This window comes from Streptomyces sp. HUAS MS02 (genome assembly GCF_055702265.1).
In genome coordinates this window covers 2,467,820-2,491,324 of the sequence record NZ_CM146747.1, presented here as the reverse complement: position 1 = coordinate 2,491,324, position 23,505 = coordinate 2,467,820, and the positions used below count along the sequence as shown (strand labels likewise).

The following is a 23,505-nucleotide window of genomic DNA, read 5'->3' as shown; positions in this document are numbered from 1 at the left end:
CACTGCCCTCCGGGGAGCGAATCGGGGGACATCCTGGGCGGATGTCACCTGATCACCTGTCAGGTGTCTCCGTCGCCACCGCCGTCGCCACCGGCGACACCGCCCATGCCGATGCCCGCACCCGCGCCGGTCGCCGCGGTGCCCTCGATCGCCGCCGGGCCCAGCACCACGCCGGTCGACTTCTTGCCCCGCCGCAGCCGCTGCTCCAGCCAGCTCGCGAAGCTGGTGATGATGAAGTTCAGGACGATGTAGATGATCGCGACGACGACGAAGCTGGGTACGACGTTGGCGTACACCGCCGCCAGCGTCGCGCGTCCACTGAGCAGTTCGGTGAACCCGATCATCACGCCGCCGAGCGCGGTGTCCTTCACGATGACCACGAGCTGGCTGACGATGGCCGGCAGCATCACCGTGACTGCCTGCGGCAGCAGGATGGAGGACATCGTCTGACCCTTGCGCAGACCGATCGCCTGGGCGGCCTCCGTCTGGCCCTTGGGCAGGGCGAGGATACCGGCGCGCACGACCTCGGCGAGGACCGAGGCGTTGTACAGCACCAGACCGGTGACGACCGCCCAGAGCTGCCGTTGCTCGGTGGTGACTTCCAGCGAGCGGGCGATGACCTCGTTGGCGAACAGCATCAGCAGCAGGACCGGAATGGCCCGGAAGAACTCGACCACCGCACCGGCCGGGATGCGGACCCACAGGTGGTCGGAGAGGCGTGCGATGCCGAAGAGCGCGCCGAGGGGCAGGGCGATCACGATGGAGAGCGCCATGGCCTTGAGCGTGTTCGCAAGGCCGGGCAGCAGATACGTCGTCCAGGCCTCGGAGGTGAAGAACGGCTTCCAGAGTTTCCACTCCAGCTGGTTCCTGCTGTCCAGCGCTCCCCAGAGCCACCACGCGAGGAGGGCCAGCAGAACGACGAAGACCACCGTGAGGATCACATTGCGCCGTTTGGCCCGGGGGCCGGGGGCGTCGTAGAGAACGGAACTCATCGCTTCACCGCCAGTCGCTTGCTCAGCCAGCCGAGGATCAGGCCGGTGGGAAGGGTCAGAACGATGAATCCGAAGGCGAAGATCGCACCGATGAGCAGGGTCTGCGCCTCCTTCTCGATCATGCCCTTCATGAGGTAGGCGGCTTCCCACACACCGATCGCCGCGGCCACGGTCGTGTTCTTGGTCAGTGCGATCAGCACGTTGGCCAGCGGGCCGATGACGGCGCGGAACGCCTGCGGCAGCACGATGAGGCCGAGGACCTGGCTGAAGCTCAGTCCGATGGCGCGTGCCGCCTCGGCCTGACCGACGGGCACGGTGTTGATGCCGGAGCGCAGCGCCTCGCAGACGAAGGCCGCGGTGTAGGCCACGAAACCGAGAATGGCGAGCCGGAACGCCGTGAGCTTGACGTCGTTGCCCGCGCCCATCGTCACCCGGAAGATGTCGGCGAGGCCGAGCGAGGTGAAGACGATGATGACGGTCAGCGGGATGTTCCGCACGACGTTCACATAGACGGTGCCGAAGCCGCGCATGAGGGGCACGGGGCTGACGCGCATGGCGGCCAGCAGGGTTCCCCAGATCAGGGAGCCGATGGCTGAGAAGACGGTGAGCTTGACCGTCATCCAGAACGCACCCAAGAAGGTTGGGTCGCTGTAAGTTGAAAGGAAGTCGAACACTGTCTCCCGCGCTTCCGGGTGTGTGGCATACGTGGCAGGCGCAGAGCGCCGCCGCCCTTACCGCGCCTTGCGGCGGGCGGCGGCGCGACAACGAGATCCGCGCTGGTGGCGGATATCCGCTGACTAGGCGATGACGCCGATCTTCGGGGCGGGCTCGTTCTTGTAGTCGGCCGGGCCGAAGTTCTCCTTGACCGCGGTCTCCCAGGCGCCGTCGCTGACCATCTTCTCGAGGGCGGCGTTGATCTTGTCCACGGTCGCCGTGTCGCCCTTCTTGACGCCGATGCCGTAGTTCTCATTGCTGAGCTTCAGGCCCGCGAGCTTGAACTGACCCTTGTAGTTCTCCTGCGCGGCGAAGCCCGCGAGGATCGAGTCGTCGGTGGTGACCGCGTCCACGGCGCCGCTCTGCAGGCCGGCGATGCACTCCGAGTAGCCGCCGTACTCCTTGAGCTGCGCGTCGGGGGCGATGCTCTTCTTGACGTTCTCCGCCGAGGTGGAACCGGTCACCGAGCAGAGGGTCTTGCCGTTGAGGTCCGTACCCTTGCTGATGTCCGAGTCGGCCTTGACCAGCAGGTCCTGGTGGGCCAGCAGGTACGGGCCGGCGAAGTCGACGAGCTTCTTGCGCTCGTCGTTGATCGAGTACGTGGCCGCGATGAACTTGACGTCGCCGCGGGCCAGCGCGTTCTCACGGTCGGCGCTCTTGGTCTCGACGAACTCGATCTGCTTGGCGTCGTAGCCGAGCTCCTTGGCCACGTACGTCGCCACGTCGACGTCGAAGCCGGAGAAGGAACCGTCGGGGTTCTTCAGACCGAGACCCGGCTGGTCGTACTTGATGCCGACCTTGATCTTGCCGCCGCCGCTGGAACCGGAGTCGGAGCCGTTGTCGCTGCCGTTGCTGTCGTCGCCGCCGCAGGCCGTGGCCGTCAGGGCGAGGACGAGGGCGGTGGCTGCTGCGGCGGAGGCCTTGCGGAGCTTCATGGTGAACATCCTTTTTGTGGTGAAGAGATGCGGACCGTCATGGTGCGGGTGCCGGGGGCCGGAAGGGGTGTCGGCGGGGCCGTCAGTGGTGCAGGATCTTCGACAGGAAGTCCTTGGCCCGGTCGCTGCGGGGGTTGCTGAAGAACTGGTCCGGCACAGCCTCTTCGACGATGCGGCCGTCCGCCATGAACACCACCCGGTTGGCGGCTGAACGGGCGAAGCCCATCTCGTGGGTGACCACGACCATCGTCATGCCGTCCCGGGCCAGCTGCTGCATGACCTCCAGGACCTCGTTGATCATCTCGGGGTCGAGCGCCGAGGTCGGCTCGTCGAAGAGCATGACCTTGGGGTCCATGGCCAGCGCCCGCGCGATCGCGACGCGCTGCTGCTGACCACCCGAGAGCTGCGCGGGGTACTTGTCGGCCTGGGTCCCCACGCCGACCCGGTCGAGCAGGTTCCGCGCCTTCTCCTCGGCCTGCTTCTTGTCGGCCTTGCGGACCTTGAGCTGTCCCAGCATCACGTTCTCGAGCACGGTCTTGTGCGCGAAGAGATTGAACGACTGGAACACCATGCCGACGTCCGCCCGCAGTCGTGCGAGCGCCTTGCCCTCCGCGGGCAGCGGCTTGCCGTCGATCGTGATGTCGCCGGAGTCGATCGACTCCAGCCGGTTGATGGTGCGGCACAGAGTGGACTTGCCGGACCCGGAGGGTCCGATCACCACGACGACCTCGCCCCTGGTGATCGTCAGATCGATGTCCTGGAGTACGTGCAACGCGCCGAAGTGCTTGTTGACGCTCTTCAGGACGACCAGGTCGTCGGCCGCGGGCACCGCGTCCTTGACCACCGAAACTTCGGTCATCGCTTTGGGCTCCGTCTTCCTCGGTTTCGGAGGACAGTAGTGACCGGCGACGACCAGCGTCATTACATCTGAGCGAGAATTGAGCATAACGATCTGGTAGCCGGACGGACACTGCACGTGACGAGCCCGAGCGGGGCGTTTCGGCTGGATAACGGAACCCGCGCGGAACCCCTCCGGCCTTGACGGCGTCCTCACTCATCAGTGTGACTGCCAGGGAGTCGATACGCGCGTGCCCGGGATGCGCGTCCGCGTAATGTGTGCCAGCCAGAGACGCACACATGACCGAAACGCATGACCCACCGAACAGGAAAGGGGCCGGAATGAGGCTGCTCCTCGTCGAGGACGACAACCACGTCGCCGCCGCCCTGTCCGCGGTCCTGGCCCGGCACGGCTTCGACGTCACGCACGCCCGCAGCGGCGAGGAGGCGCTCCAGGCGCTCGTCCCCGAGGGCAACGGCTTCGGGGTCGTCCTGCTCGACCTCGGCCTGCCCGACCAGGACGGCTACGAGGTCTGCGGCAAGATCCGCAAGCGCACCAGCACCCCGGTGATCATGGTGACGGCCCGCTCCGACGTACGGTCCCGGATCCACGGCCTCAACCTCGGCGCCGACGACTACGTGGTCAAGCCGTACGACACGGGTGAGCTGCTCGCCCGGATCCACGCCGTCGCCCGCCGCCGGGCCCCCGACGAGGCCGCGTCGTCCGGCGACAGCGGGCTGCGGCTCGGGTCCGTGCTCATCGAACTGCCCACCCGGCAGGTCAGTGTGGACGGCTCGGTCGTCCAGCTGACCCGCAAGGAGTTCGACCTGCTCGCGCTGCTGGCCCAGCGGCCCGGGGTCGTCTTCCGCCGGGAACAGATCATCAGCGAGGTGTGGCGGACCAGTTGGGAAGGGACCGGCCGCACCCTCGAAGTGCATGTCGCCTCCCTGCGGTCCAAGCTGCGGATGCCTGCCCTCATCGAGACGGTGCGTGGGGTCGGCTACCGGCTGGTCGCCCCGACGCCGTAGCGTGCCCGCGTGCGCACTCGTCTTCTTCCGCTGCTCATCGTCCTGATGGCCGCCGTGCTGCTGGCCCTCGGCATTCCGCTGGCGGTGAGCCTCGCGGCGGCGCGGCAGCAGGAGGTGGTCATCGACCGCATCGATGACACGGCGCGGTTCGCGGCCCTCGCCCAGTTCGTCACCGAGCGCCCGAGCGGATCCCGGGTGGACACCACCGACGGCCGCGGCGAGACCCTCCAGCGGGAGCTGGAGCAGTACTACCGGGTGTACGGCATCAAGGCCGGTGTCTTCTACCGGGAGAAGAGCCAGCCGGCCATGGCCAACGCCCCCCTGGAGTGGGGCCGGCCCACCGAGGGGGAGGGCCTCGCCGCCTTCGACGAGGCGCTGCTGGGACGCCGCCCGCACGACCCGCGACAGGTGTGGCCCTGGCAGGAGGGCCGGCTCGTCGTCGCGTCCCCCGTCATCCACGACGGTGACGTCGTCGCGGCCGTCGTCACCGACTCGCCCACCGACCAGATGCGCTCCAAGATCCTGCGCGGCTGGCTGGTCATCGGCGCGGGTGAGATCGCCGCGATGCTCCTCGCCGTCGGTGCCGCGCTGCGGCTGACGGGCTGGGTCCTCAAGCCTGTACGCGTCCTCGACGTCACCACCCACGCCATCGCATCGGGGCGGCTCAAGTCACGGGTCGCGGTGGCCAGCGGACCGCCCGAACTCCGGCGGCTGGCACGGTCGTTCAACGAGATGGCCGACAACGTCGAGGACGTGCTGGAGCAACAGCGCGCCTTCGTCGCCGACGCCTCGCACCAACTCCGCAACCCGCTGGCCGCGTTGCTGCTCCGCATCGACCTGCTCGCGCTCGAACTGCCCGAGGGCAACGAGGAGATCGCCTCCGTCCGCACCGAGGGCAAACGGCTCGCCTCGGTCCTCGACGATCTGCTCGACCTGGCGCTCGCCGAGCACGCGGATTCCGATCTGCGGCTCATCGACGTGGGTGAGCTGACCGCCGAGCGCGTCGCGTCCTGGTCGCCGCTGGCCGACGACAAGGGGGTGTCGTTGGTCGGCACCTGCCCGGCCACCACCGCCTGGGCCGATCCCATCGCCCTGTCCAGCGCCCTGGACGCGGTGATCGACAACGCGCTGAAGTTCACGCCTGCCGGGGAGCGGGTCGAGGTCCGGGTCGCCTCCAACGGCGAGACGTCCACGGTCGTGGTCACCGACGGCGGGCCCGGCCTCAGCGACGAGGAGCTGGAACGCGTCGGCGACCGTTTCTGGCGCAGCACCGCGCACCAGAACATCAAGGGCTCGGGCCTCGGGCTCTCCATCTCCCGGGCGCTGATCGCGGCGGGCGGCGGCTCCATCGCCTACGCCCACCACGAGCCGCACGGGCTGCGGGTCACGGTGACGGTGCCCCGCTCGCGCCCGCCGGCCTGAGGGGCCGGGCAGGGGCGGGGCCGGACTCCCGGAGGGCTACGGCTTCACCGAGCGGTAGTACGCTCTCGCGCCCTGGTGCAGTCGTAGGGGGTCGGTGTAGATCGCGGTGCGCAGATCCACCACCTGGGCCGCGTGGACGTGCTGGCCGATGTTGTCACGGCTCTTCAGGACGACGCGGGTCAGCCACTCGGTGAGCCGGGGGTCCATGTCGGCACGGGTGATGAGCAGGTTCGCCACGGTGAGGGTGGGCACCGAGGCCGGGAGGATGGTCGGGTAGGCGTCGGCGGGCATCACGGACGCCCGGTAGTGACTGAAGACGCCGCCCCGGTCGTGCAGACCGGTCACCAGGTCGCTGCGGATCGGGACGAACCGGAAGTCGTACTTCTCCTTCTCCGCGAGGTCCGTCAGCCCCTTCGTGGGCAGGCCGCCCGACCAGAAGAACGCGTCGATCCTTCCGGTGCGCAGGGCCTCCGGGCTGGTGCCGATCGTGTCGCTCCGCGCGTCTATGTCCTTGTCGATGTCCAGCCCGTCCGCCTTCAGCAGACGTTCGGCGATCAGCCGTACGCCGGAGCCCTCGGGACCCACGGCGACCCGCTTGCCCTTCAGCTCCGACACGTTCTGGATGGTCGAGTCGGCCGGGACCACCAGCTGAACGTAGTCGTCGTACAGCCGTGCCACCCCGCGCAGCCGGTCGGCGCCGGGCTGTTCCTCGTCGATGTACGTCTGGACGGCGTCGGCCGCGGCGATGGCGAAGTCGGCCTGCCCGGTGGCCACCCGGCGGACGTTCGTCTGGGAACCGTTGCTCGGCATGAGCTGGACCCGCAGCCCCGGCATGTCCCCGGCGATCGCGTTCCGCAGCCGGCTGCCGTACTCCTGGTAGACGCCCCGCTCGGCTCCCGTGGTCACCGTGATCGTCCCGCTCGGGGGCTCCTCGCGCGGCCACAGCCACCACGTGAGCAGCCCGAGGACCACCAGCGAAGCCACCGAGCCCAGCAGCGCGCGCCGCCTGCCGATGCGTGGGAGTACCTGGACCATGCGACGAGATCCTGCCAGGTCACCGGGCGGGCAGGCCAGGGTCGGACCCATCCGGTGCGAGCTCGTGACCTCGGCGACGCCGGACCCGTAAGGGGGCGGGCCCGGCGGCCGGGGGCACGGAACGCGGTCAGCGGCCGGTGGCCACCGCCGTGCGCAGGCGCTCCAGCTCTGCGTACATCACCTCGCCCGGGCACTCCGTCGCCATCCAGTCCCGGTGGCCGCTGATCTCCGCGACCTCCTTCTGGGTGCCGTTGACCGGGTTGGTGTAGGTGACGCGGGCCTGCGGGTCGACGCCGTGCTGGCGGACCAGGACCTTCACGAGGCGGGTGAGCGCGGCGCGGGCGGCCTCCTTGGGGCCCTGCTCGGTGAAGGTGCCCAGCAGGGCGATGCCGAGGTTGCCGGAGTTGAAGCCGCCGACGTGGAAGGCGGTCACCACCTTGCCGTCGGCGTCGTGCGCGGGCAGGCCGTCGTCGCCGGAGTAGCGGCCCTCGTAGATACGGCCCTCCTCGTCGATGAGGAAGTGGTAGCCGATGTCGCCCCAGTCGTTGGTGACGGCGTGCAGCTGGTAGATCGCGCGCACCGTGGCGGCGGGGTCCGGGTCGTCGTTGGCCATGGCCGTGTGGTGCACGGTGATCGTCTGGAACGGGTAGAACGCGGTGGGCGAGTTCTCCGTGCCGTCCGCCTTGAACCGCAGCGACTCGTCGGCGCCCCAGGCGGCCCGCGTGAGGTACTGGACGCCCCGGACCCGGGTCGGGTCGGACGGTACGGCGACCTCGCGGTCCGGGCCGTGCAGGGTGTCGAGCGCGAGCGAGCGCAGCCCCGTGGCGCCGTCGGGGGCTCTCAGCTCGTATCCGGCGGCCTGGTCGGCCGCGATCAGCACGCCGCCGCCGTTGGCGACCGAGCAGCCGCCGTCGCCGAGCGAGCGCCACGCGCCCTGCCCGCCGTCGGCGTCCGTCAGCCGGATGCCGCCGCCGGTGGTCTCGTCGGTGCCGCCCCAGCGCACGCCCACGTAGCCGATGGGGAAGGCCGCCTCGACGGGTGCCTCGCCGGTGGCGGCCTCGCTGCGGGTCTTCGGGAAGGTCTCGGTCGTGGTGCCGGCCTCGGTGTCCTCCGCTTTGGTGTCCGCGCCGCCGGAGTCGCCGGTCGTGGCCATCACGGTCGGCGTGATCACGGCGCCGGCCGCGACCGCGCCGGCCGCGCCGATCACCGCACGGCGGGTCACCCGGGACCTGGCCCGGTGGCTGGGGGAGGTGGGGGGAACGCTCACGATGGGTCCTCAATCGCTCGGGGTGGTACGTGAAGACACAACGGAGGGTACGGAGTGGAGTCACCCGTTCCGTCACCGCCCCCCTGTGCTGACGTAACGTCAAAGTTCCGTGACACAGAGGGACTTGGGTGTCATGGCCGTACGAGTCGGACAGAACTGTCGGTGTGGGGCGGCCGGTCGGTAGGGTCGGCGGATGAGTTCCTCTCCCGCTCGACTGGTCCGTGAGTTCCACCGGGCCTTCGGTCTCGACGCCCGTACCGCCCCCACCGAGGTCTCGCCCGAGCTGGCCGCCCACCGGGGGGAGTTGTTGGCCGAGGAGGCCGCCGAGGTCGCCGAGGTGGCGGTCGACGGGCCGCTCGACCGGCTCGCCCACGAACTGGCCGACGTGGTGTACGTGGCGTACGGCACCGCCCTCGTCCACGGCATCGACCTGGACGAGGTGATCGCCGAGATCCACCGCTCGAACATGACCAAGCTGGGCCCCGACGGACGGGTCGCCCGCCGGGCGGACGGCAAGGTGCTCAAGGGGGACCACTACCAGGCACCCGACGTGTCCTCGGTGCTGCGGAAGCAGGGCTGGGCCGGCTGAGCCCGCTGGCCGGACGCCCCCGGACGGCGATGCTCGGAAACGCGGCCGTCGGACGTTGAAACGGCCGTCGGACGTTCTGAAACGGCCGTGCGGAGGGTCAGAAGCGGCCGGACACGGACTCGTCGTCCGAACCGTTCGCGACGGCGGTGACGGTGTAGAGGTCGCGGCCCGCGTCGCGTCCGCCCTGGGCGTGGTCGTACTGGACCTTGAAGACATAGGTGCCGGGGTCGAGCGTGACGCCCGACTTCAGCGTGATGACGTAGCCGATCTGGTCGCCGGTGGAGTTCTGGCCCACGGCGACCTTGTCGCCCAGGGAGGTCCAGGTCCCGGTGCTCTTCACGCCGCCGGTCTGGATGATCCGGACGACGACCTTGAGCGAGGTGATCGGCTTGGCGGACCTGACGGTGACCACGCTCTGGTCCCAGTAGGCGTTCGAGTCGGCCTCCACGCTTCCGTCGGCCCACAGATAGCCGGACGTCGACCCCGACTCGGTGTTCCGGGTGGTCGTGTTCTTCTTCTCCTCGGTGCCGGTGGAGCCGGAGGTGCCGCCCGTGGTGCCGTCCGTCCCGGACCGGGTGTCGGTGTCCGGCGCCGAATCCGCCGCGCCGCCCGTGCCCGCTCCGCCGCTGACCGGGACGTAGACGACGTCCGGGCCGTCCTTGCCCTTGCCGCTGCCCTCGCCCTCGGCCCGGTCCGTCGGCGACGGGTCGGCCGCCGCCTTCTTGGTGTCGCCGGTCACGGCCTGGTCGTCGGCCGGTTCGTCGGCCGCCGTGGTCACCTTCTCGGACGCGTCGTCGCTCCAGTCGACGGCGGCCACGGCGGTGACGGAGCCGGCGATCACCAGCACGGCGGCGGCGAGACCGCCGACGGCCTTCCACACCCGGCGGCCGGGCAGGAAGCCGCGGAGCGGGATGCGGGTCCGCCGGGCGAAGAGGTCGGCGAACTCGCCTTCTCTGCGATCGCTGGAGGGGGGCTTGAGCGGCATGGGGCCAGTCCTTCGAAGGTCGTCCGGTGCGGAACGCGTCTGGTGCGTACGGGATCTGCGGGCGGGTGCGGGATGTGCCGGGCGGTTCAGGGGTTCAGTGGGATGTCCTCCGGCCTGAGGGTCGTCACGTCCGCCTCCGAGGCGTCCGGCAGTTCGGCGACCCGGTACGCCTGGCGTTCCGTCATGGCCTGGAACAACTGGCGTGCCGTACGGCCGTTGCCGAAGCCCCGGTCGCGGGGCATGGCGTCGAAGCGCGCCGTGAGCGCGGTGACGGCCTCCGGCGTCAACTCGTACTGGTGCTGGGCGGCCTGGTGCTCGACGATGCTGACCAGTTCGGCGCCGCTGTAGTCGTCGAAGAGCAGGGTGCGGTTGAAGCGGGAGGCCAGGCCGGGGTTGGAGCGGACGAAGACCTCCATCTCCTTGAGGTATCCGGCGACGATGACCACCACGTCGTCGCGGTGGTCCTCCATCAGCTTCAGCAGGGTCGCGATGGCCTCCTGGCCGAAGTCGTTGGACCCGGCGTACTGGGTGAGCGAGTACGCCTCGTCGATGAACAGCACACCGCCCCGGGCCTGTTGGAAGACGCGGGTGGTCTTCGGTCCGGTGTGGCCGACGTACTCGCCGACCAGGGCGGAGCGGTCGGCCTCGACCAGGTGGCCGCGCTCCAGCAGTCCGACGGCGGCGAGGATCCGGCCGTACAGGCGGGCGACGGTGGTCTTTCCGGTGCCCGGGTTGCCGGTGAAGACGAGATGGCGGCTGAGCGGGGGCGGGGCCAGGCCCATCTCCTCGCGGCGGCGGACCATCCGCATCAGTTTGACCAGGGACGAGACATCGTGTTTGACGCGCTCCAGGCCCGCGAGGCCCTGGAGTTCGGCGAGCAGGTCGTCCAGGGTGTCCTCGGCGGGTGCCTCGGTCTCCCACGCGCTGGTCACGGCTCCCGCCGCCTCCGGGCCCCCGGCCGCCGACAGGGCCTGTTCGGCGCCGGTCGGCAGGGACGGGTTCTTCACGTCCCGGGAGAGGCAGTCGTCGAACACCGGGCGGGCGCCCTTCTCCACCGCCACGTCCTCCTCGCAGTCACGGACCAGACAGCCGCGCAGCACGGGCGCCCCGCCCGTCGAGACATGCAGGGCGGGGAAGGCGGCGCCGTCGTCGCCCGCGCCGCCGAACACACAGTCCTCGAAGGTGCCGCGGGCCTGCTCGCCGACGAACAGGCTGTTCTTGCCGGTCCGGACCACCGTCACGGCCTTGACCCGGGGTTCGGCGCGGGGGCCCACGACGACGCCGGAGCCCGCCGCGTCGCGGACCGTGCAGCCCTCGACGCTCGGCGTGGCGCGTTCGCCGATGACCAGGCCGGCCGTGCCCGTCCCGCTGATCCGGCAGTCCCGGAGCACCGGCGCGGTCTCCGTGCCGCAGGTGATCCCGGCCCGTTCGGCGCCGACGACATCGCACTCCTCCAGGACCACGGTCCCGGAGGACTCGGTGGTGATCCCGGCCCGGCCCCGCATCACGGACAGCCCGCGCATCCGTGCCTCGGCGGCCCCGTCGATCCGCACCCCGGACAGTCCGCAGTCGACGACCCGGCCGCCCTCCACGGTGAGGTCGGCCCGGTCGGTGGCCCGGATGCCGTGCTCGGCGGAGGAGCCGATCCGGCAGGCGGTGAGCGTCACCCGGGAGTCGTCGCAGGCGTGCACCGCGCTGAACGAGCACGTCGTCAGATCGCCGGCGTCGACCCGCACCTCGCTGCGCCCGCCCGCCAGCAGCCCGTTCGCCCGGCTGCCCGTCACCGAGGTGCCCTCGGCCGACAGCCGGGCCGTGCCCCGGGCCACCAGGCCCGAGCCGTGCGCCCCGTCCACCTGGCAGTCCACCAGCTCGACGCGGCCTTCGTCCTCCACGCTCACCCCGGGCCCGGAACCGTCCCGCAGCCGGCAGCCGAGCATCAGCACATCGCCGCCGCCGGAGACGGCGACCCCGTCCCCGCCGGTGCGCAGCACCTCGCAGCCGGTGAGCACCACCCCGCCGCCCCCGGGCTCCGCGTCCCCCGGGGGCGGCGCGTTCCGCGCGGAACTGCCCAGCACCCGTACGCCCTCGCCGGCCGTCTCCTCCACCCGGCAGTCCCGCGCGGTGACGGAGGCGTCGTCCTCCACCAGCAGCCCGCTGCGCCCGGGACCGGAGATCCTGCACTCCCGCAGGACCACGCGTGCGCCGCCCCGGGCCCGGAGTCCGGACCCGGTGACCCGTCGTACCGTCAGCTCGTCGGCCTCGGCGGTCGCCCGGGAGCCGACGACGACGCCGGTCCCCTCGACGTCCTCGACCACGACGCGGGTCAGCCGCGCCGATCCGGTGGTGTTGAGGTGCACGGCCGCCAGCTCGGCGCCCGAGACACCGCAGTCGGTCAGGGTCAGCGACGCGTCCCCGCCCGCCTCGATGCGGCCGCCGGACACGTCGCAGCCGTCCAGCTCCAGATCCCCGGCGTCCACCAGCACTGCGGGCAGCCCCGGGTCCTGGCCGACGAGGACGAGGTCCTCGACGCGTACGGCCCGCGCGGCGACCTCCAGCACCGGGCGGCCGGGGGAGGCCGCCAGCACGCGTACGGCGTGCCGTGCGCCCTCCTCCGGCACCAGGAGGACCGCGCGGTCGACCAGCAACTGTTCGACGTACTCACCGGCGGCGACACGGATCTCGTCGCCGTCGCGCGCGGCGCGCAGGGCGGAGGCGATGCTGCGATGGGCGCCGCGTCCCTTGGGGGCGACCCGGTGCACGGTGGCGGTGGGGGTCACGGGAACTCCAATCCGTCGGCGAGCAGGGCGGCCGGATCCGGGGCCGGTCGCTGCGGCGCCGTCGCCGATGGCGTGGTGGTGGGGGTGGTGGACGTGGGCATGGTGGACGCGGGCGTGGTGGTCGGCGGCGCGGCCGGGAACGCTCGGCCGGGGGCGGGCAGATCGCTGCCGTTCTTCTTGCCCGCCTCGGTGATCAGCCAGCTGATGTACTTGGTCAGCGCGGCCTCGCCCCAGTTCACGCCCATCTCCGGCAGGCCGCCCTTGTGGAAGACCCGGGCGCCGGTGGTGAGGTGGAAGGCGTTCTTCGCCAGACCGGTGGTGACCCCGCCGAAGGCGGAGGCTCCCGCGCCCCACAGACCCGCCACCAGGGCGTCCGCGCCCTTGACGTCGTGGCCGTTGACGCCGAAGACCGCCGCGCTGACGGCGGTGCTGACGAACCCGCTGAGCGCGCCCGTGGCGATGCCCACGGTGTTCGCGTAGGTGGCGTTGCGCCAGCGGGTGGCCTTCTCCTGGGCGGCCCAGTCGGTGGCCCAGTCGTCGGTGTTGGAGTTCATCGACTGCTTCGGGTGTCCGCCCCAGTCGCGGGCGCCCATGCTGGTCTTGAGATGGCCGAGCGCGGTGCGGTTGTAGAGGACGTTGAGGCCGCTGCCGAAGGAACCGCCGACCGTGCCGCTGAGCAGGGCCTTGTAGACGTCGATACGGGAGACGCTGCCGTCGCCCGTGGTGGCGGCGGTGATGGCGAGACTCGCGGTGAAGTCGGTGACGAAGCCGAGAGTGAACGAGGTGAGCGCGGCGCGCAGTTCGCGCTGCCACACCGGCATCTCGGCCGAGACCCCGTCCCTGACCCCGGTGAAGACTCCGTGCCACGGGTCCTGCACCTCGCGCAGCAGGCCCAGCGCCTCGATCTCGGGGCCCCGGAAGTCGGTCTCCCGGCCGATGAGCCGCCAGCCGGTGTCGCCCGCCAGCCCGACCTCGTCGCCCATGCGGGGCAGCGCACCCGCCAGGTACTCGGGGACGAACGCCGGGCCGGAGGTGCTCAGCCGGCCGAAGGCGTCGGTCTTCCAGATACGCCCGGTGAAGGTGCGCTGCTCCACCAGCCGGCCGTCCTGGAACTCACGCCACTGCCCCCACTGCTTGTCGACCTCCCGGAACCGGCCGGGCACGCCGTCCACGGCGACCCGCTCGCGGAACACCTTCCCGAGGTCGTACTCCTTCCAGACCTGCGTGTTCACCTCGACCGTGCGCGGCGGCTCGAACTGGCGGGCCGCGTGCGCGAGCAGCTCGCGCAGCGAGCCGGTGGTCGGCGGGGCCGTCGGCGGCTCCGGAGTGAGGATCTTGTAGTCGAACTCGCGGACCCGGCCCCCGGCCTCCCGCTCCCTGACCACCTGGCCGTCGACGAGGTCCCGCCAGCGGCCGCCGCCCGCGGCGCCCTCGTACACGCGCGTGCCCTCGGAGTGGACCGTGCCGTCGGCGGAGGTCTTCGTCCACTTCCATGTGCCGTCGGGCTGCCGCACGGCGTCGACCCAGGAACTCCCGGTGTCGGTGGCGTTGCGCTCGCGCACGGTGTCGCCGAGCCGGTCCAGGTCGACGAACGAGTCGTCCCAGGTCTTCGAGTACAACGAACCACGGTTCTGCCTGCGGACCCCCTCGGCGACCACGGTGGCCGGATCGTCCGCGGAGAACTCCCGCCAGGTCCACGAGGTGCGGTACGGGCTGCCGGACGACTCGACGATCCGGCCGTCGATCAGGTCACGGCGGCCGGTGACGTGCAGCAGGGAGTTCCTGTCGACCCAGGTGCCCGCGTTGTCGTGCAGCGAGAGGTCGCGGGTGGAGGGCGCCTCGAACAGGTACTCGCGGCTGTCGCGGCCCTCGCCGCGCATCCGGACCCGCTCGACGCCGCCGTCGTCGGTGAACAGGTCCCGCCAGCGGCCCTCGCCGTCGACGTGCCGGGTGCCGGTGGTGCCGCTCGTGGTGTCGCGCCAGGACAGCTCGTACGAGCCGCCCGCGCGGTACTCCGGGAGAGGCGCCCAGCGGGTGGGGTCGTCCGGGCTGCGGCCGATCTCGACGACGTGGCCGTCGTCGAGCTTGCGGGTCTCGCGCACGACACGGCCGTACTCGTCGATGTCGACCCAGTTGGCTCCGGACGGGTTGAGACGGACGCCGGTGATCGTCGTGCCGTCGGCGGCGGTCTGGGTCCAGTGGCTGACCCGGTGCAGCGAGTCGCCGGCGAACAGGTCGCGGAAGAAGCCGTCGAACGGGCTGCGGCCGGCCGCGCTCTTCCACAGGAACGCGGGCGGGCGCATGTCCGAGAACCGCCGCACCAGCAGGCTCCCGCCGTCCGACAGCGTCTCCAGGCTCTTGATCTGGGCGTTCGCCAGGCCGTGCCCGGTGTACGCGCCCACGTCGATCCGGCCGCCGGCGGGCGCGTGGCCCGGCACCACCGAGAACTCCTGGTACATGCGGGAGCCGTGCACACCGCCGAACGGCCAGGTCGTGCCCCGGCGTTGGGCGACGGACTCCACACCGGTCGCCGGGTCGCGGAAGGTGTCCCTGAAGCCGACGTGGTCCCAGCTCCAGTGCCGGGTGCCGGACAGCGACTCGGTGCCGTCCGTGGCGAAGCGCTGCCACGTCCACGCACCGCCCGGGCCCTTCTCGGCCCGCACCAGACCGCCGTCACTGGCCTTCGTGTACGTCCGCACGTCACCGGCGTTGTCCAGCAGCCGGCGCCAGGTACCGGAGGGCACGTCGTGGAAGGTGCGCAGGTCGGGGTCCCCGATGCGCCGGCCGTGCCGGAACACGTCACCGGCGGCGTCGAACTCGGTCCAGCGGGCTTGCCCGTAGCGGTCCCGGGACAGGTGCAGGACGTTGCCGTTCCGCAGCGTCTCGCGTTCGAACAGCGTGACCTTGCCCGGGGCGGCACCGGTCAGCCTGAACTGGCCGGTGGCGGACCGCTCCACGCTCGCGGTGTCGAAGCGGCCGGTGAACGCGGTGCCCGAGGTGTCGGTGCGGACGGCCGTGCCGGAGACATGGTCGATCTTCCAGAGGTCCCCGGTGGGGACGCCGCCCTTGCCGCGCACCGCGACCGTCTCCTCCAGCAGGGTGCCCGCCGGGTCGAACACCGTCCGTTCCAGCGGGTGCGCGCCGTTGCCGGTCGGGATCAGCGCGATCCGGCCCTCGTCCAGCAGGTCGACCCGCACGCCGCCGAGTTGCCGGCCCGCCGGGTCGAGCACCTGGGGCACCCCACCGGGGGTGCCGGTGTCGAAGCGGAGGACGCCACGGTCGGCAGGCAGCCGCAGGTCCCGCAAGGCGGCGACGCCGTCGGGGCCGTAGTGCCACGTGGTCGTCCCGGCGGCGTCGGTGAGGCTGAGTCCGCCGGGCACGTCGGTGCTGGGGGAGAGGGTGAAGCCGTCCGCCGTGCGGGTGCCCGCGAAGTCGAACGAGTCGGGTGTCCAGGGACTGCCGTCCGTCGCCCGGCCGGTGGCACCGACCCTCAGTCCGTCCAGTTCGTCGGGGCCGCCCCTGAGGAACATCTCCTGGTAGCGCAGTTCACGGTCCGGGCCGAAGCCCAGGGTCACGTCCGTCGGGCCGTGGTGGACAGTGTGGTGGCTGCCGCCGGGCCCGCCGTGCGGTGTCGGGGTGACGGTGAAGTCGCCGACGACATGGCCGCCGGTGCTGTGGGCGACGGGCGGGAGGCCGTCGACGCGGGGCGCCGGTGGGAGGCCGAGATGGTCGTCGAGGGCGGTGACGGCCTGCCGTCGCAGCTCGAAGCGGTCCGGCGAGACGGTCACATCGTCGGCGGGTCCTGGCAGGCGGGGCAGGTCCGGTGACCGGGTGGCGTGCGGGTCGAGCGCCCTGGGCAGGAGGTCGAGGGCCCCCGCGGTGTCGGACAGGTGGGTGGGGGAGCCCCCGGGGGCGGCCCGGAGGCCGGCGGCCTCGTCGAGCGTGAGGTCGAAGATCCGCGCCAGGTCGATGCCGTCCAGCGCGTCAGTCTCGGGGGCGAGCGGCAGGTGGCCGCCGTCCCCGATGACGTCGTCGAGTTCGTCGAGCCTGGTCGGTGCCGTGTCGGGGGCCTCCTCGCTGAAGCGCAGGAAGCCGGACCCGTCCTGGTCGGGGAGGTCGCGGTAGGCGAGGCGACCGGAGTGGTCGAAGTGGAAGCGGAAGCCGGTCACCGAGTCGGTCACCGTGAAGCCCTGCGGCAGCCGTCCGGAGAGCGTGCCGCCCACGGGGTCGAGCCGGAAGGAGCCGGTGAGGTTCGGCGGGCCGGTCAGTTCCAGGACTCTTGTCGTGGTGCCGCCCGCTCCGGGGGCGGTCGTGACCTTGACCCCCAGACCGGACGGCCCGTCCAGGCCCGGCAGCGTGAGCGGCAGCTCCCGCGAGTGCGTCAGGCCACCGGGTTCGAAGCGCCACACCGCGGTGGGACCGTCGGGGCCGGGCAGGGGCACGCGCACGGTCAGCTCGCTCAGCGCGCCGGAGGCATCCCGTACCGGTGTGACGGCGGCGCCGGGGACGGGGGCCCCGTCCGGGCCGGTCACCCGGATCGGACGGAGGGCATCGTCGGTGAAGCGCAGCGAGAAGTCGGTTCCGGTCAGCGGCAGTTCCCGGTGTTCCAGACGCCCCGCGGCGTCGAAGTGCCAGCGCACGCCGCCCTGCGGGCCGGTGGCGGTGAATCCGCCGCCCTCCCGCACGGTGACCGAGGCGTCCGGCAGCCGCGCCGGCCCGCCCTGGGCGGTGAAGTCCAGCACCTCGACGCGGACCGACGCCGGGGCGGTGTCGGTCGCCGGGACCTCCGTGACGCGCAGCCGCAGCCCGGCCACGTCGTCCAGCCCGGACAGGGGGACCTCCCGCACGACGGGTACGTGCGCGGGGGTGTGGGGGAGGTTGACGTCCGGTGTGACGGTCGGTGTGCGGGTGAGGCTGATGTCCGATGCGGCGGTGGGTGTGTGGGTGAGGCTGACGTCCGGTGCGGGGGTGGTCCGGGAGAGGGAGACGTCCGGGCTCCCGGTGATCCGCGGCAGGTCGGTCCCCGGTGTCCGCGGGGTCCGGGGCAGGTCGGCGGTGGGCAGGTCCGGGCCCGTCGAGGGCAGGTCGGCGGTGGGCATGTCCAGGCCCGTCCTGGGCAGGTCGGGCGGGGGCAGGCCCGGCCCGCCGAGGTCGGTCATCGGACGGTTCAGCCCGTCCGGAAGCGACCCCGCGCCGACATGCGGGGGCACCGGCGGAACGGAGGAGGCAGACAGGACGGCCGGGACGGCCGGGGCGGCAGGCATGGAGGGGGCGGGCGGGACGGCAGGGGCGGTGGGGACCGCGGAGGTCGACGGGACGACGGGTGCCGCGGGCCTCGTGGTGATGTCCTGCCAGGTCTGCGGATGCCGCAGGCTGATCCACTCGGCCTTGTGGCGGGCCGCCGCCATCCTCAGGATCGCGTCGGTGCCCTTGTCCTGGTGGATGCGCGCGGCGTCCGGATCCCTCGGGAACTCCGTGCGGTACCAGTCCGCGAAGGCGTCCCGGTTCTCCGGTCCGGAGACGAAGTCGTTGATCCTCCGGACGCCGGCCGCCCGGTTCCCGCCCAGCTCGGCCAGGGGGTCGGTGACCACGAGGACAGGCGCCTTCTCGTGAGGCACGGCGCCCTTCAGCTCGTCCGGGAGGGAGCGGAACTCGAACAGCAGGGCTCGTTCGCCCCCCACGGTGGCGTTGTTGATGCCTCGTCCGGCCACCTCGTTGCCGGTGAGGATGTACTGCCTCGCCGCCTGCCAGACGGGTTCGTCACCGAGGGCGGGCGCCTCGCGCAGGAGTCTCAGCGTCAGGGCGCGGTCACCGGGCGACAGGGCGTCGAGGACCAGACTCGGCCTGGTCCTGGGCAGTACCGACCACTCGTTCTTCACCGCGGGGTGGGTCAGACCGCGGTAGGGCGGCGCGCCGGACCAGCCCTCCATGGGGATGCCGTGCCTGCGCACCAGGTCGGAGGTGAAGTCGATGACGGACTTCACATAGGTGTACGCGTTCTCCACCTGCTCGGGAGCGTCGAGCGCCTCCCGGGTCAGCGCCGTCCGCAGGGCCTCGTCGTCACGGAATGCGGGCTTGTACCAGTGGGCGTGGTCCGCCAGCAGTCTCAGCTCCTGCGAGGTACGGGAGCCGAAGTCCACGGCCCGGATGCCGATCGTGGCCTGCTGCTGGGTGGTCGGCATGGAGACGGAGGGAATGCCTTCGAGTTCGAGGCCGCTCCCCGTCGCGATGACGTGCCGGTCGCTCGTCACCTGCAGCCGGTAGAGCCCGTCAGGGCTGGTCATCGACTCCAGCGGCCGGTGGTTGTGGCCGCCGAGCCGCTCCTTGAAGACGTCGAGCAGCCACTGGGTCGCGTCGTTGCGGGCGCCGATCGCTGCCTGGTCGCCCAGACGGGAGGGATAGGTGATCAGCTCCACGGTGTGCGTCTGCCAGTTGCCGCGCTGTGCCGTCGAAAGGTCAGCCGGGTTGGCGTAGGCGCCCTTGCTCATGTCCTTGGTGACCATGAGCAGGGGTTCGTCGGTCCCGGCCTTCGACACGAAGGCGAAGGTCCGGTCCGCGTTCTCCGGCAGCGCGACGACGAACCCGCCGAGTTCGCTCTCGGTGCCGATGGAGGGGGCGGGGAAGGACGAGTCGAAGCCCGGTGCCACCGCCCGCGAGCCCCGAGGGGCCACCGGCGCACCGGGCGCGTGCGCCGGGAGAGCGGCGGCGGGAACCGATGGCGGGGCGGGCGGTGGCGGAGCGAGATGCGGCGGGGCGGGCGGAGGAGGAGCGACACGGGGCGGCGCCGGAACGGCCAGGTCCTCCAGGGACACGCGCTCGCCGCCCGGGAGTGGTCCCGTGACCTCGCTCGCCACGTCGTCCAGGACTCCGGTCCCGGGCAGGGACGCCGGAGAAAGCCGCTCGGACGGATTGCCGCCGAGACCGTCGAGCCCCCGGACACCGTCGAGTCCTCCGACACCGTCGAGTCCTCCGACACCGTCGAGACTCCCGACACCGTCGAGACTCCCGACGCCGTCGAGACTCCCGACGCCGTCGGGGCCTCCGACACCGCTGAGACCGTCGGAAGCGTCGAGGGCCGGCGCCGGGCGCGCCGTCGTGTCCGGCACCGTCGTCCCGAAGCTGTCCAGGCGGGGTGCCGGCACCCCGTCCACGGGAAGGTCCACGAACCGGCCGCCCCGGTCGAACAGGAACTGGCCGCCGGTGGCCCTGTCGGTCACCGAGAAGCCGCCCGGCAACCGCTGCCCCAGGGCCCCGTCGAGCCGTACGACATCGAAGGCGCCGTCGCCCAGCCCCGGTACGGTCAGCCGGTGGGTCACCGACGTCGTGCCGCCCGGGAGTTGCGTGAACGTCGTGCTCAGCCGGGCCCCGCTCAGCGGGCCGCCGACGGGGCCGGACAGGGTCAGCTGCTCCGACAGCCGGGTGCCGTCGAGGTCGAAGCGGCCGATCCAGGAGCCGTCGAGCGCTTGCACCCGCACCCCGGTCACCACACCCAGCGCACCCCTGACCGGCTCGATCGTCGCACCGCCGGGCAGCCCCACGCCGTCCTCGCCGACGATCCGGGGCAGCGATCCCGGCCCGGGGTCGGCGTCGAAGCGTACGAAGGCGTCGGCACCCGGGAGCCGGATGTCGGTGAACTGCTGGACCTCGCCCGCGTCGAACACCAGTCGGAGGTCACCGGTCTGGTCGGTGAACAGGAAGCCACCGTTCTCCAGCGGGGTGAGCTGCCACTCGGTCCGGAAACCGGTCATGCCCGGGAGGTCGGACGGGTCCACCACCAGGGAGTCGGTCCGGGGCGCGGGCGCGTCGAAGCGGTCGAAGCGGACGTCGTCGGAGAGGCGGCCGAGGTCGTCCAGTCCGCTTCCGACGCCGTCCAGTCCGCTCCCGATGCCGTCCAGCGAACCGACCCTGAAGACCTGGTCGAGCGGGCGCTTGCCGCCGCTGCGCCACAGCGTCTCGTCGGTCGCACGCCAGACCGGGCCCGGAGCGATGGCCTGGACGTCGACGGACCGGTCGGCGGCGAAGGCCAGCCGGTCCGGCCGTCCGTCGGCGCCGAACCGGGCGACGGCACCCTCGGGGCCGGTGACCGTGAAGCCCCCGTCGGCCATCCGCACCTGGACGTCCGGCACGATCCCGGCGTCCGTCCGGACCACCCAGGTGACGTTCTGCCCGGGCTCCATGGTGATCCACCGGCCGGTGGGCAGCCCGAGGTCGTCCAGCAGCCGCAGTTCGCCGGTGGGCAGGGCGGCGACCGGCCCGTCGACCCGGGCGGTCATCACCACGACGTCCCGGCGGACCGCGTCCAGGTTCATCCCGAGCCGGTCGAACGCGATCCTGGCCTGGTTGAGGTCGATTCGAGCGGCGCTCAGATCCAGCTCCGCCCGCGCGCGGCTCAGCGGCGGTACGTCGGTCAGCACGTCGAGTTCGCTGAGTCTGCGCCCGGCGGTGTCCAGCTGGAGCTGGGCGGACTGGGCGCGCAGCCAGGTCCGGAAGCGCTCCGTGGCGAGCCGGCCGGTGGCGCCGCCGGTGACGATGTCCCGCAGGGTCAGCGCGGTGAACGGCTTGGTGGCCGGGGGAGCGGTGACGTCCGTGCGGACCGGGCCCAGACCGAGCAGATCGCGTGCGGTGCGGGAGCCGTCGCCGGTGTCGGGGAGCAGACGGGTCAGATCGTCGAGCTTGATCCCGAGGTCGTCTAGTCCCTCGGCACCCTTGGTGGCGTTCCACGTGGGGACGCGGGGGTCGGCCGGGCCGAGGGCCTCGATCGTCACGCCGTCCTTCAACCCGACCCGGACGTCGATCGGGTCGGTCTTCCCGATGCGCAGCACCACCCCGTCGGGGGTGACCCGCACCAGATCGATCTCGCCGTCCAGCACCTGCCGCACCTGGGACTCGGTGAGCCCGCCCAGCCTGCCGTCGAGGCTCAGTCCGGCCAGGTCGTCGAGGGGTCTGAGCAGCCCGGTCGGGGTGCGCTCCATACCGGTCAGGGCGTCGAGGTCCCGCAGGTCGTCGAGGGCGGTGGGCGACGGCAGCAGACCGTCGCCGACCCGGCCGTCCAGCGGGTCGAGGAGACGGAGGCGATCGTTCACGGGGGTGAAGAGGCCGAGCCGTTGCCCGCCGGGGACCGTGCCGACCGGCAGGCCCACCGCGTCGAGGTCGTCGAGCGCGCCGAGCCGTACGCCCAGGTCGTCGAGGCGGCCGGGCATCCGGACGGGGCTCGGGCCCGGCAGCGAGCTGAAGCCCGGGGTGCGGGGCGTCGTCACCGGGGTCACCGAGATGTCGGCCAGCTCGTCGAGGGTTTCGTGGAACCCGGGGGTGCCGGGAACGGCGAGCGTGTCGGAGCCGGTGCCGTCGAACGGGCGCAGGGTGCCGCCCCGGTCGAGGTTCCTGGCCGGCAGGTCCAGCAGGTCGCCGGTCAGGGAGCCCGTCCTGGTGAGGAGGCCGGAGCTCTTGGGGGTGAAGTGCAGGCCCCGGTTGATGAAGCCCATGCGGGCGGCGCCCCGGTATCCGAGCCGGGCGATCTCGGAGTACCTCATCGGCAGCAGCGCGGTGGCCGTGAGCCGGCCGAGGCCCATGACCGCGAAGACGCCCAGCTTGGTGGCCATGTTGCCGGTGACGAACGCGGTCGACCGGTAGAAGTCGCGGCTCAGCGCGGACCAGCCCTGCCGGACCGCGCCGCGGGCGAAGCCGCCCATGAACCTCAGGGCCGACCCCAGCATCGCGGGTGTCTTCGCCAGCACCCGGGGCAGTGCCATGAACCCGCTGCCCGCCCGGCTCGCCAGCCCTCCGCCGAACCTGACCAGCCCCTGGCCCGCCAGCGACAGCATCCGGCCGGGGGAGGACATCAACGCCCTGCCGCCCCGGAACAGCAGGCGCCCGCTCGCGGAGAGGGCGCCGCTGAGGGCCTTGGCGCCGGACGCGCCGAGCCGGAACAGTCCGCCGAGAGTGGTCAGGCCCTTCGTCGACGGGAACAGGACGCCCAGGAAGGCGAGGCCCAGGCTGAGGGCGTTGCCGTTGCCCGTGGCGTAGTCGACGAGGGCCTTGGCGAAGAGCACCGCGCCCAGTCCGAAGGCCACCAGCCCCAACGGGCCGCCGATGATGGCCGCGACGATGGTGACGACCAGCGCGACGATCTCCAGCACCTTGAAGAACGTCGACACGAACCGCTTCCAGAAGCTCTTCTTCGGCTTCTTCACGGGTCTCGACACCAGCCGGGACGCCTCGTGCAACGCGTCTTCGAGGATCTTCGCCTCGGCCTGGACGGCGTCCCGCTCCGCGTCGACCTCGCCGCGCGCACGGGCCATCTCCGGATCGTTGGCGGCCAGCGGCTCACCGCCGACCCGCTCCAGCGCGGCCACGGTGTCCGCGGCGTTCTCGGCCCGGTCCTGGGCGTCCCCGAGCGCGCGGGCGTAGCGGGCGGTGGCGTCGGCGGCCATCTCGAAGGAGCGGTTGATGTTTGCCATGTACGTCTTCAGCTCGTCCTTGACGTACGTCCGCAGCGCGTCCGCGGTCCGCCCCTCGAAGCCGCCGTCCTCGGCCTTCGCCAGCAGGGTGTCGAGGCCGCCGCTGACCCGGCCGGCCAGATCGCCGAGGTCGCGCAGCTCCTTGGCGATGCTCTCCAGGACGCCCGGATTCCCGGTCACCGGATTGCCGGTGAAGCCGACTCTGCTCCACTCGTCGGAGGTGGCCAACGAATCCTCCACGCGGTCCGGGACTTGGGTGTCGAAGGCAGACGTTCCCAGGCGGCACGAGAGTTCAAGAGAGTGGCGCACGCCACATTTCCGCCGGTCAGTGAGGTGCGGCGGAAAGTTTTTTTGAACCATCCGGCCCCGGCTCCTCGTCTACAGGGCGGCTCGGCACCGAACCCCGGCACGAGCCGCGGGACCGGCCCTCGCGCCCGATCGCCCGGCACACGACCGCTTCGAGGAA

Annotated in this window: 12 protein-coding genes; 3 read left to right on the top strand and 9 right to left on the bottom strand. The window is 71.9% G+C overall.

The window, feature by feature from the left end; all coding sequences use genetic code 11:
- Window positions 1-59: 59 nt before the first annotated feature.
- The 4 genes from ACZ9QC_RS10530 to ACZ9QC_RS10515 all read right to left on the bottom strand — a co-directional run bounded on the left by ACZ9QC_RS10530 (window position 60) and on the right by ACZ9QC_RS10515 (window position 3,500).
- Window positions 60-992, bottom strand: a complete 933-nt coding sequence (locus ACZ9QC_RS10530) for an amino acid ABC transporter permease (RefSeq protein ID WP_472919930.1) — start codon at window positions 990-992, stop codon at window positions 60-62.
- On the bottom strand, window positions 989-1,666 hold the full coding sequence (locus ACZ9QC_RS10525; protein ID WP_472919929.1) for an amino acid ABC transporter permease: 678 nt from the start codon (window positions 1,664-1,666) through the stop codon (window positions 989-991). The genes ACZ9QC_RS10530 and ACZ9QC_RS10525 overlap by 4 nt, the downstream gene beginning before the upstream one ends.
- Window positions 1,667-1,789: 123 nt before the next feature.
- On the bottom strand, window positions 1,790-2,641 hold the full coding sequence (locus ACZ9QC_RS10520; RefSeq protein ID WP_472919928.1) for a glutamate ABC transporter substrate-binding protein: 852 nt from the start codon (window positions 2,639-2,641) through the stop codon (window positions 1,790-1,792).
- Window positions 2,642-2,723: 82 nt separating this feature from the next.
- On the bottom strand, window positions 2,724-3,500 hold the full coding sequence (locus ACZ9QC_RS10515) for an amino acid ABC transporter ATP-binding protein (protein ID WP_086756243.1): 777 nt from the start codon (window positions 3,498-3,500) through the stop codon (window positions 2,724-2,726).
- A 320-nt stretch (window positions 3,501-3,820) separates the two neighbouring features.
- Between ACZ9QC_RS10515 and ACZ9QC_RS10510 the strand changes: the two genes are divergently transcribed.
- Together ACZ9QC_RS10510 and ACZ9QC_RS10505 are read left to right on the top strand one after the other, a co-directional pair.
- Window positions 3,821-4,507, top strand: a complete 687-nt coding sequence (locus tag ACZ9QC_RS10510) for a response regulator transcription factor (RefSeq protein ID WP_184900077.1) — start codon at window positions 3,821-3,823, stop codon at window positions 4,505-4,507.
- 9 nt (window positions 4,508-4,516) lie between these two features.
- Complete coding sequence (locus ACZ9QC_RS10505; RefSeq protein ID WP_472919927.1) at window positions 4,517-5,929, top strand: sensor histidine kinase; 1,413 nt, start codon at window positions 4,517-4,519, stop codon at window positions 5,927-5,929.
- Between the two features lie 36 nt (window positions 5,930-5,965).
- Here ACZ9QC_RS10505 and ACZ9QC_RS10500 read toward each other — a convergent pair whose 3' ends face one another.
- Together ACZ9QC_RS10500 and ACZ9QC_RS10495 are read right to left on the bottom strand one after the other, a co-directional pair.
- The gene (locus tag ACZ9QC_RS10500; protein ID WP_472919926.1) at window positions 5,966-6,964 is read right to left on the bottom strand and encodes a TAXI family TRAP transporter solute-binding subunit; all 999 of its coding nucleotides are present in this window, start codon (window positions 6,962-6,964) and stop codon (window positions 5,966-5,968) included.
- 127 nt (window positions 6,965-7,091) lie between these two features.
- Window positions 7,092-8,231 carry a peptidoglycan recognition protein family protein gene (locus ACZ9QC_RS10495; RefSeq protein WP_472919925.1) on the bottom strand — a complete coding sequence of 380 codons (1,140 nt, stop codon included), beginning with the start codon at window positions 8,229-8,231 and terminating at the stop codon, window positions 7,092-7,094.
- Between the two features lie 193 nt (window positions 8,232-8,424).
- Here ACZ9QC_RS10495 and ACZ9QC_RS10490 point away from each other — a divergent pair, with 193 nt between their 5' ends.
- Entirely contained in the window at window positions 8,425-8,820 is a 396-nt protein-coding gene (locus ACZ9QC_RS10490) for a pyrophosphohydrolase domain-containing protein (protein WP_215449320.1), read from the top strand.
- Between the two features lie 97 nt (window positions 8,821-8,917).
- On the opposite strand, the gene ACZ9QC_RS10485 is transcribed toward ACZ9QC_RS10490, so the two are convergent.
- From ACZ9QC_RS10485 to ACZ9QC_RS10475, 3 genes are all read right to left on the bottom strand, one after another.
- Window positions 8,918-9,805, bottom strand: a complete 888-nt coding sequence (locus ACZ9QC_RS10485) for a hypothetical protein (protein ID WP_472919924.1) — start codon at window positions 9,803-9,805, stop codon at window positions 8,918-8,920.
- An 86-nt stretch (window positions 9,806-9,891) separates the two neighbouring features.
- Window positions 9,892-12,582, bottom strand: a complete 2,691-nt coding sequence (locus ACZ9QC_RS10480; RefSeq protein ID WP_472919923.1) for a right-handed parallel beta-helix repeat-containing protein — start codon at window positions 12,580-12,582, stop codon at window positions 9,892-9,894.
- A complete protein-coding gene (locus tag ACZ9QC_RS10475) occupies window positions 12,579-23,267 on the bottom strand; it encodes an actin cross-linking domain-containing toxin (RefSeq protein WP_472919922.1) in 10,689 nt (3,562 codons plus the stop codon). The genes ACZ9QC_RS10480 and ACZ9QC_RS10475 overlap by 4 nt, the downstream gene beginning before the upstream one ends.
- Window positions 23,268-23,505: the final 238 nt, after the last annotated feature.

Bases quoted from the DNA above. Each gene is read 5' to 3' on its own strand.
- ACZ9QC_RS10500 (WP_472919926.1), bottom strand. From the start codon at position 6,964: ATGGTCCAGGTACTCCCACGCATCGGCAGGCGGCGCGCGCTGCTGGGC.
- ACZ9QC_RS10515 (WP_086756243.1), bottom strand. From the start codon at position 3,500: ATGACCGAAGTTTCGGTGGTCAAGGACGCGGTGCCCGCGGCCGACGAC.
- ACZ9QC_RS10490 (WP_215449320.1), top strand. From the start codon at position 8,425: ATGAGTTCCTCTCCCGCTCGACTGGTCCGTGAGTTCCACCGGGCCTTC.
- ACZ9QC_RS10510 (WP_184900077.1), top strand. From the start codon at position 3,821: ATGAGGCTGCTCCTCGTCGAGGACGACAACCACGTCGCCGCCGCCCTG.
- ACZ9QC_RS10530 (WP_472919930.1), bottom strand. From the start codon at position 992: ATGAGTTCCGTTCTCTACGACGCCCCCGGCCCCCGGGCCAAACGGCGC.
- ACZ9QC_RS10485 (WP_472919924.1), bottom strand. From the start codon at position 9,805: ATGCCGCTCAAGCCCCCCTCCAGCGATCGCAGAGAAGGCGAGTTCGCC.
- ACZ9QC_RS10520 (WP_472919928.1), bottom strand. From the start codon at position 2,641: ATGAAGCTCCGCAAGGCCTCCGCCGCAGCAGCCACCGCCCTCGTCCTC.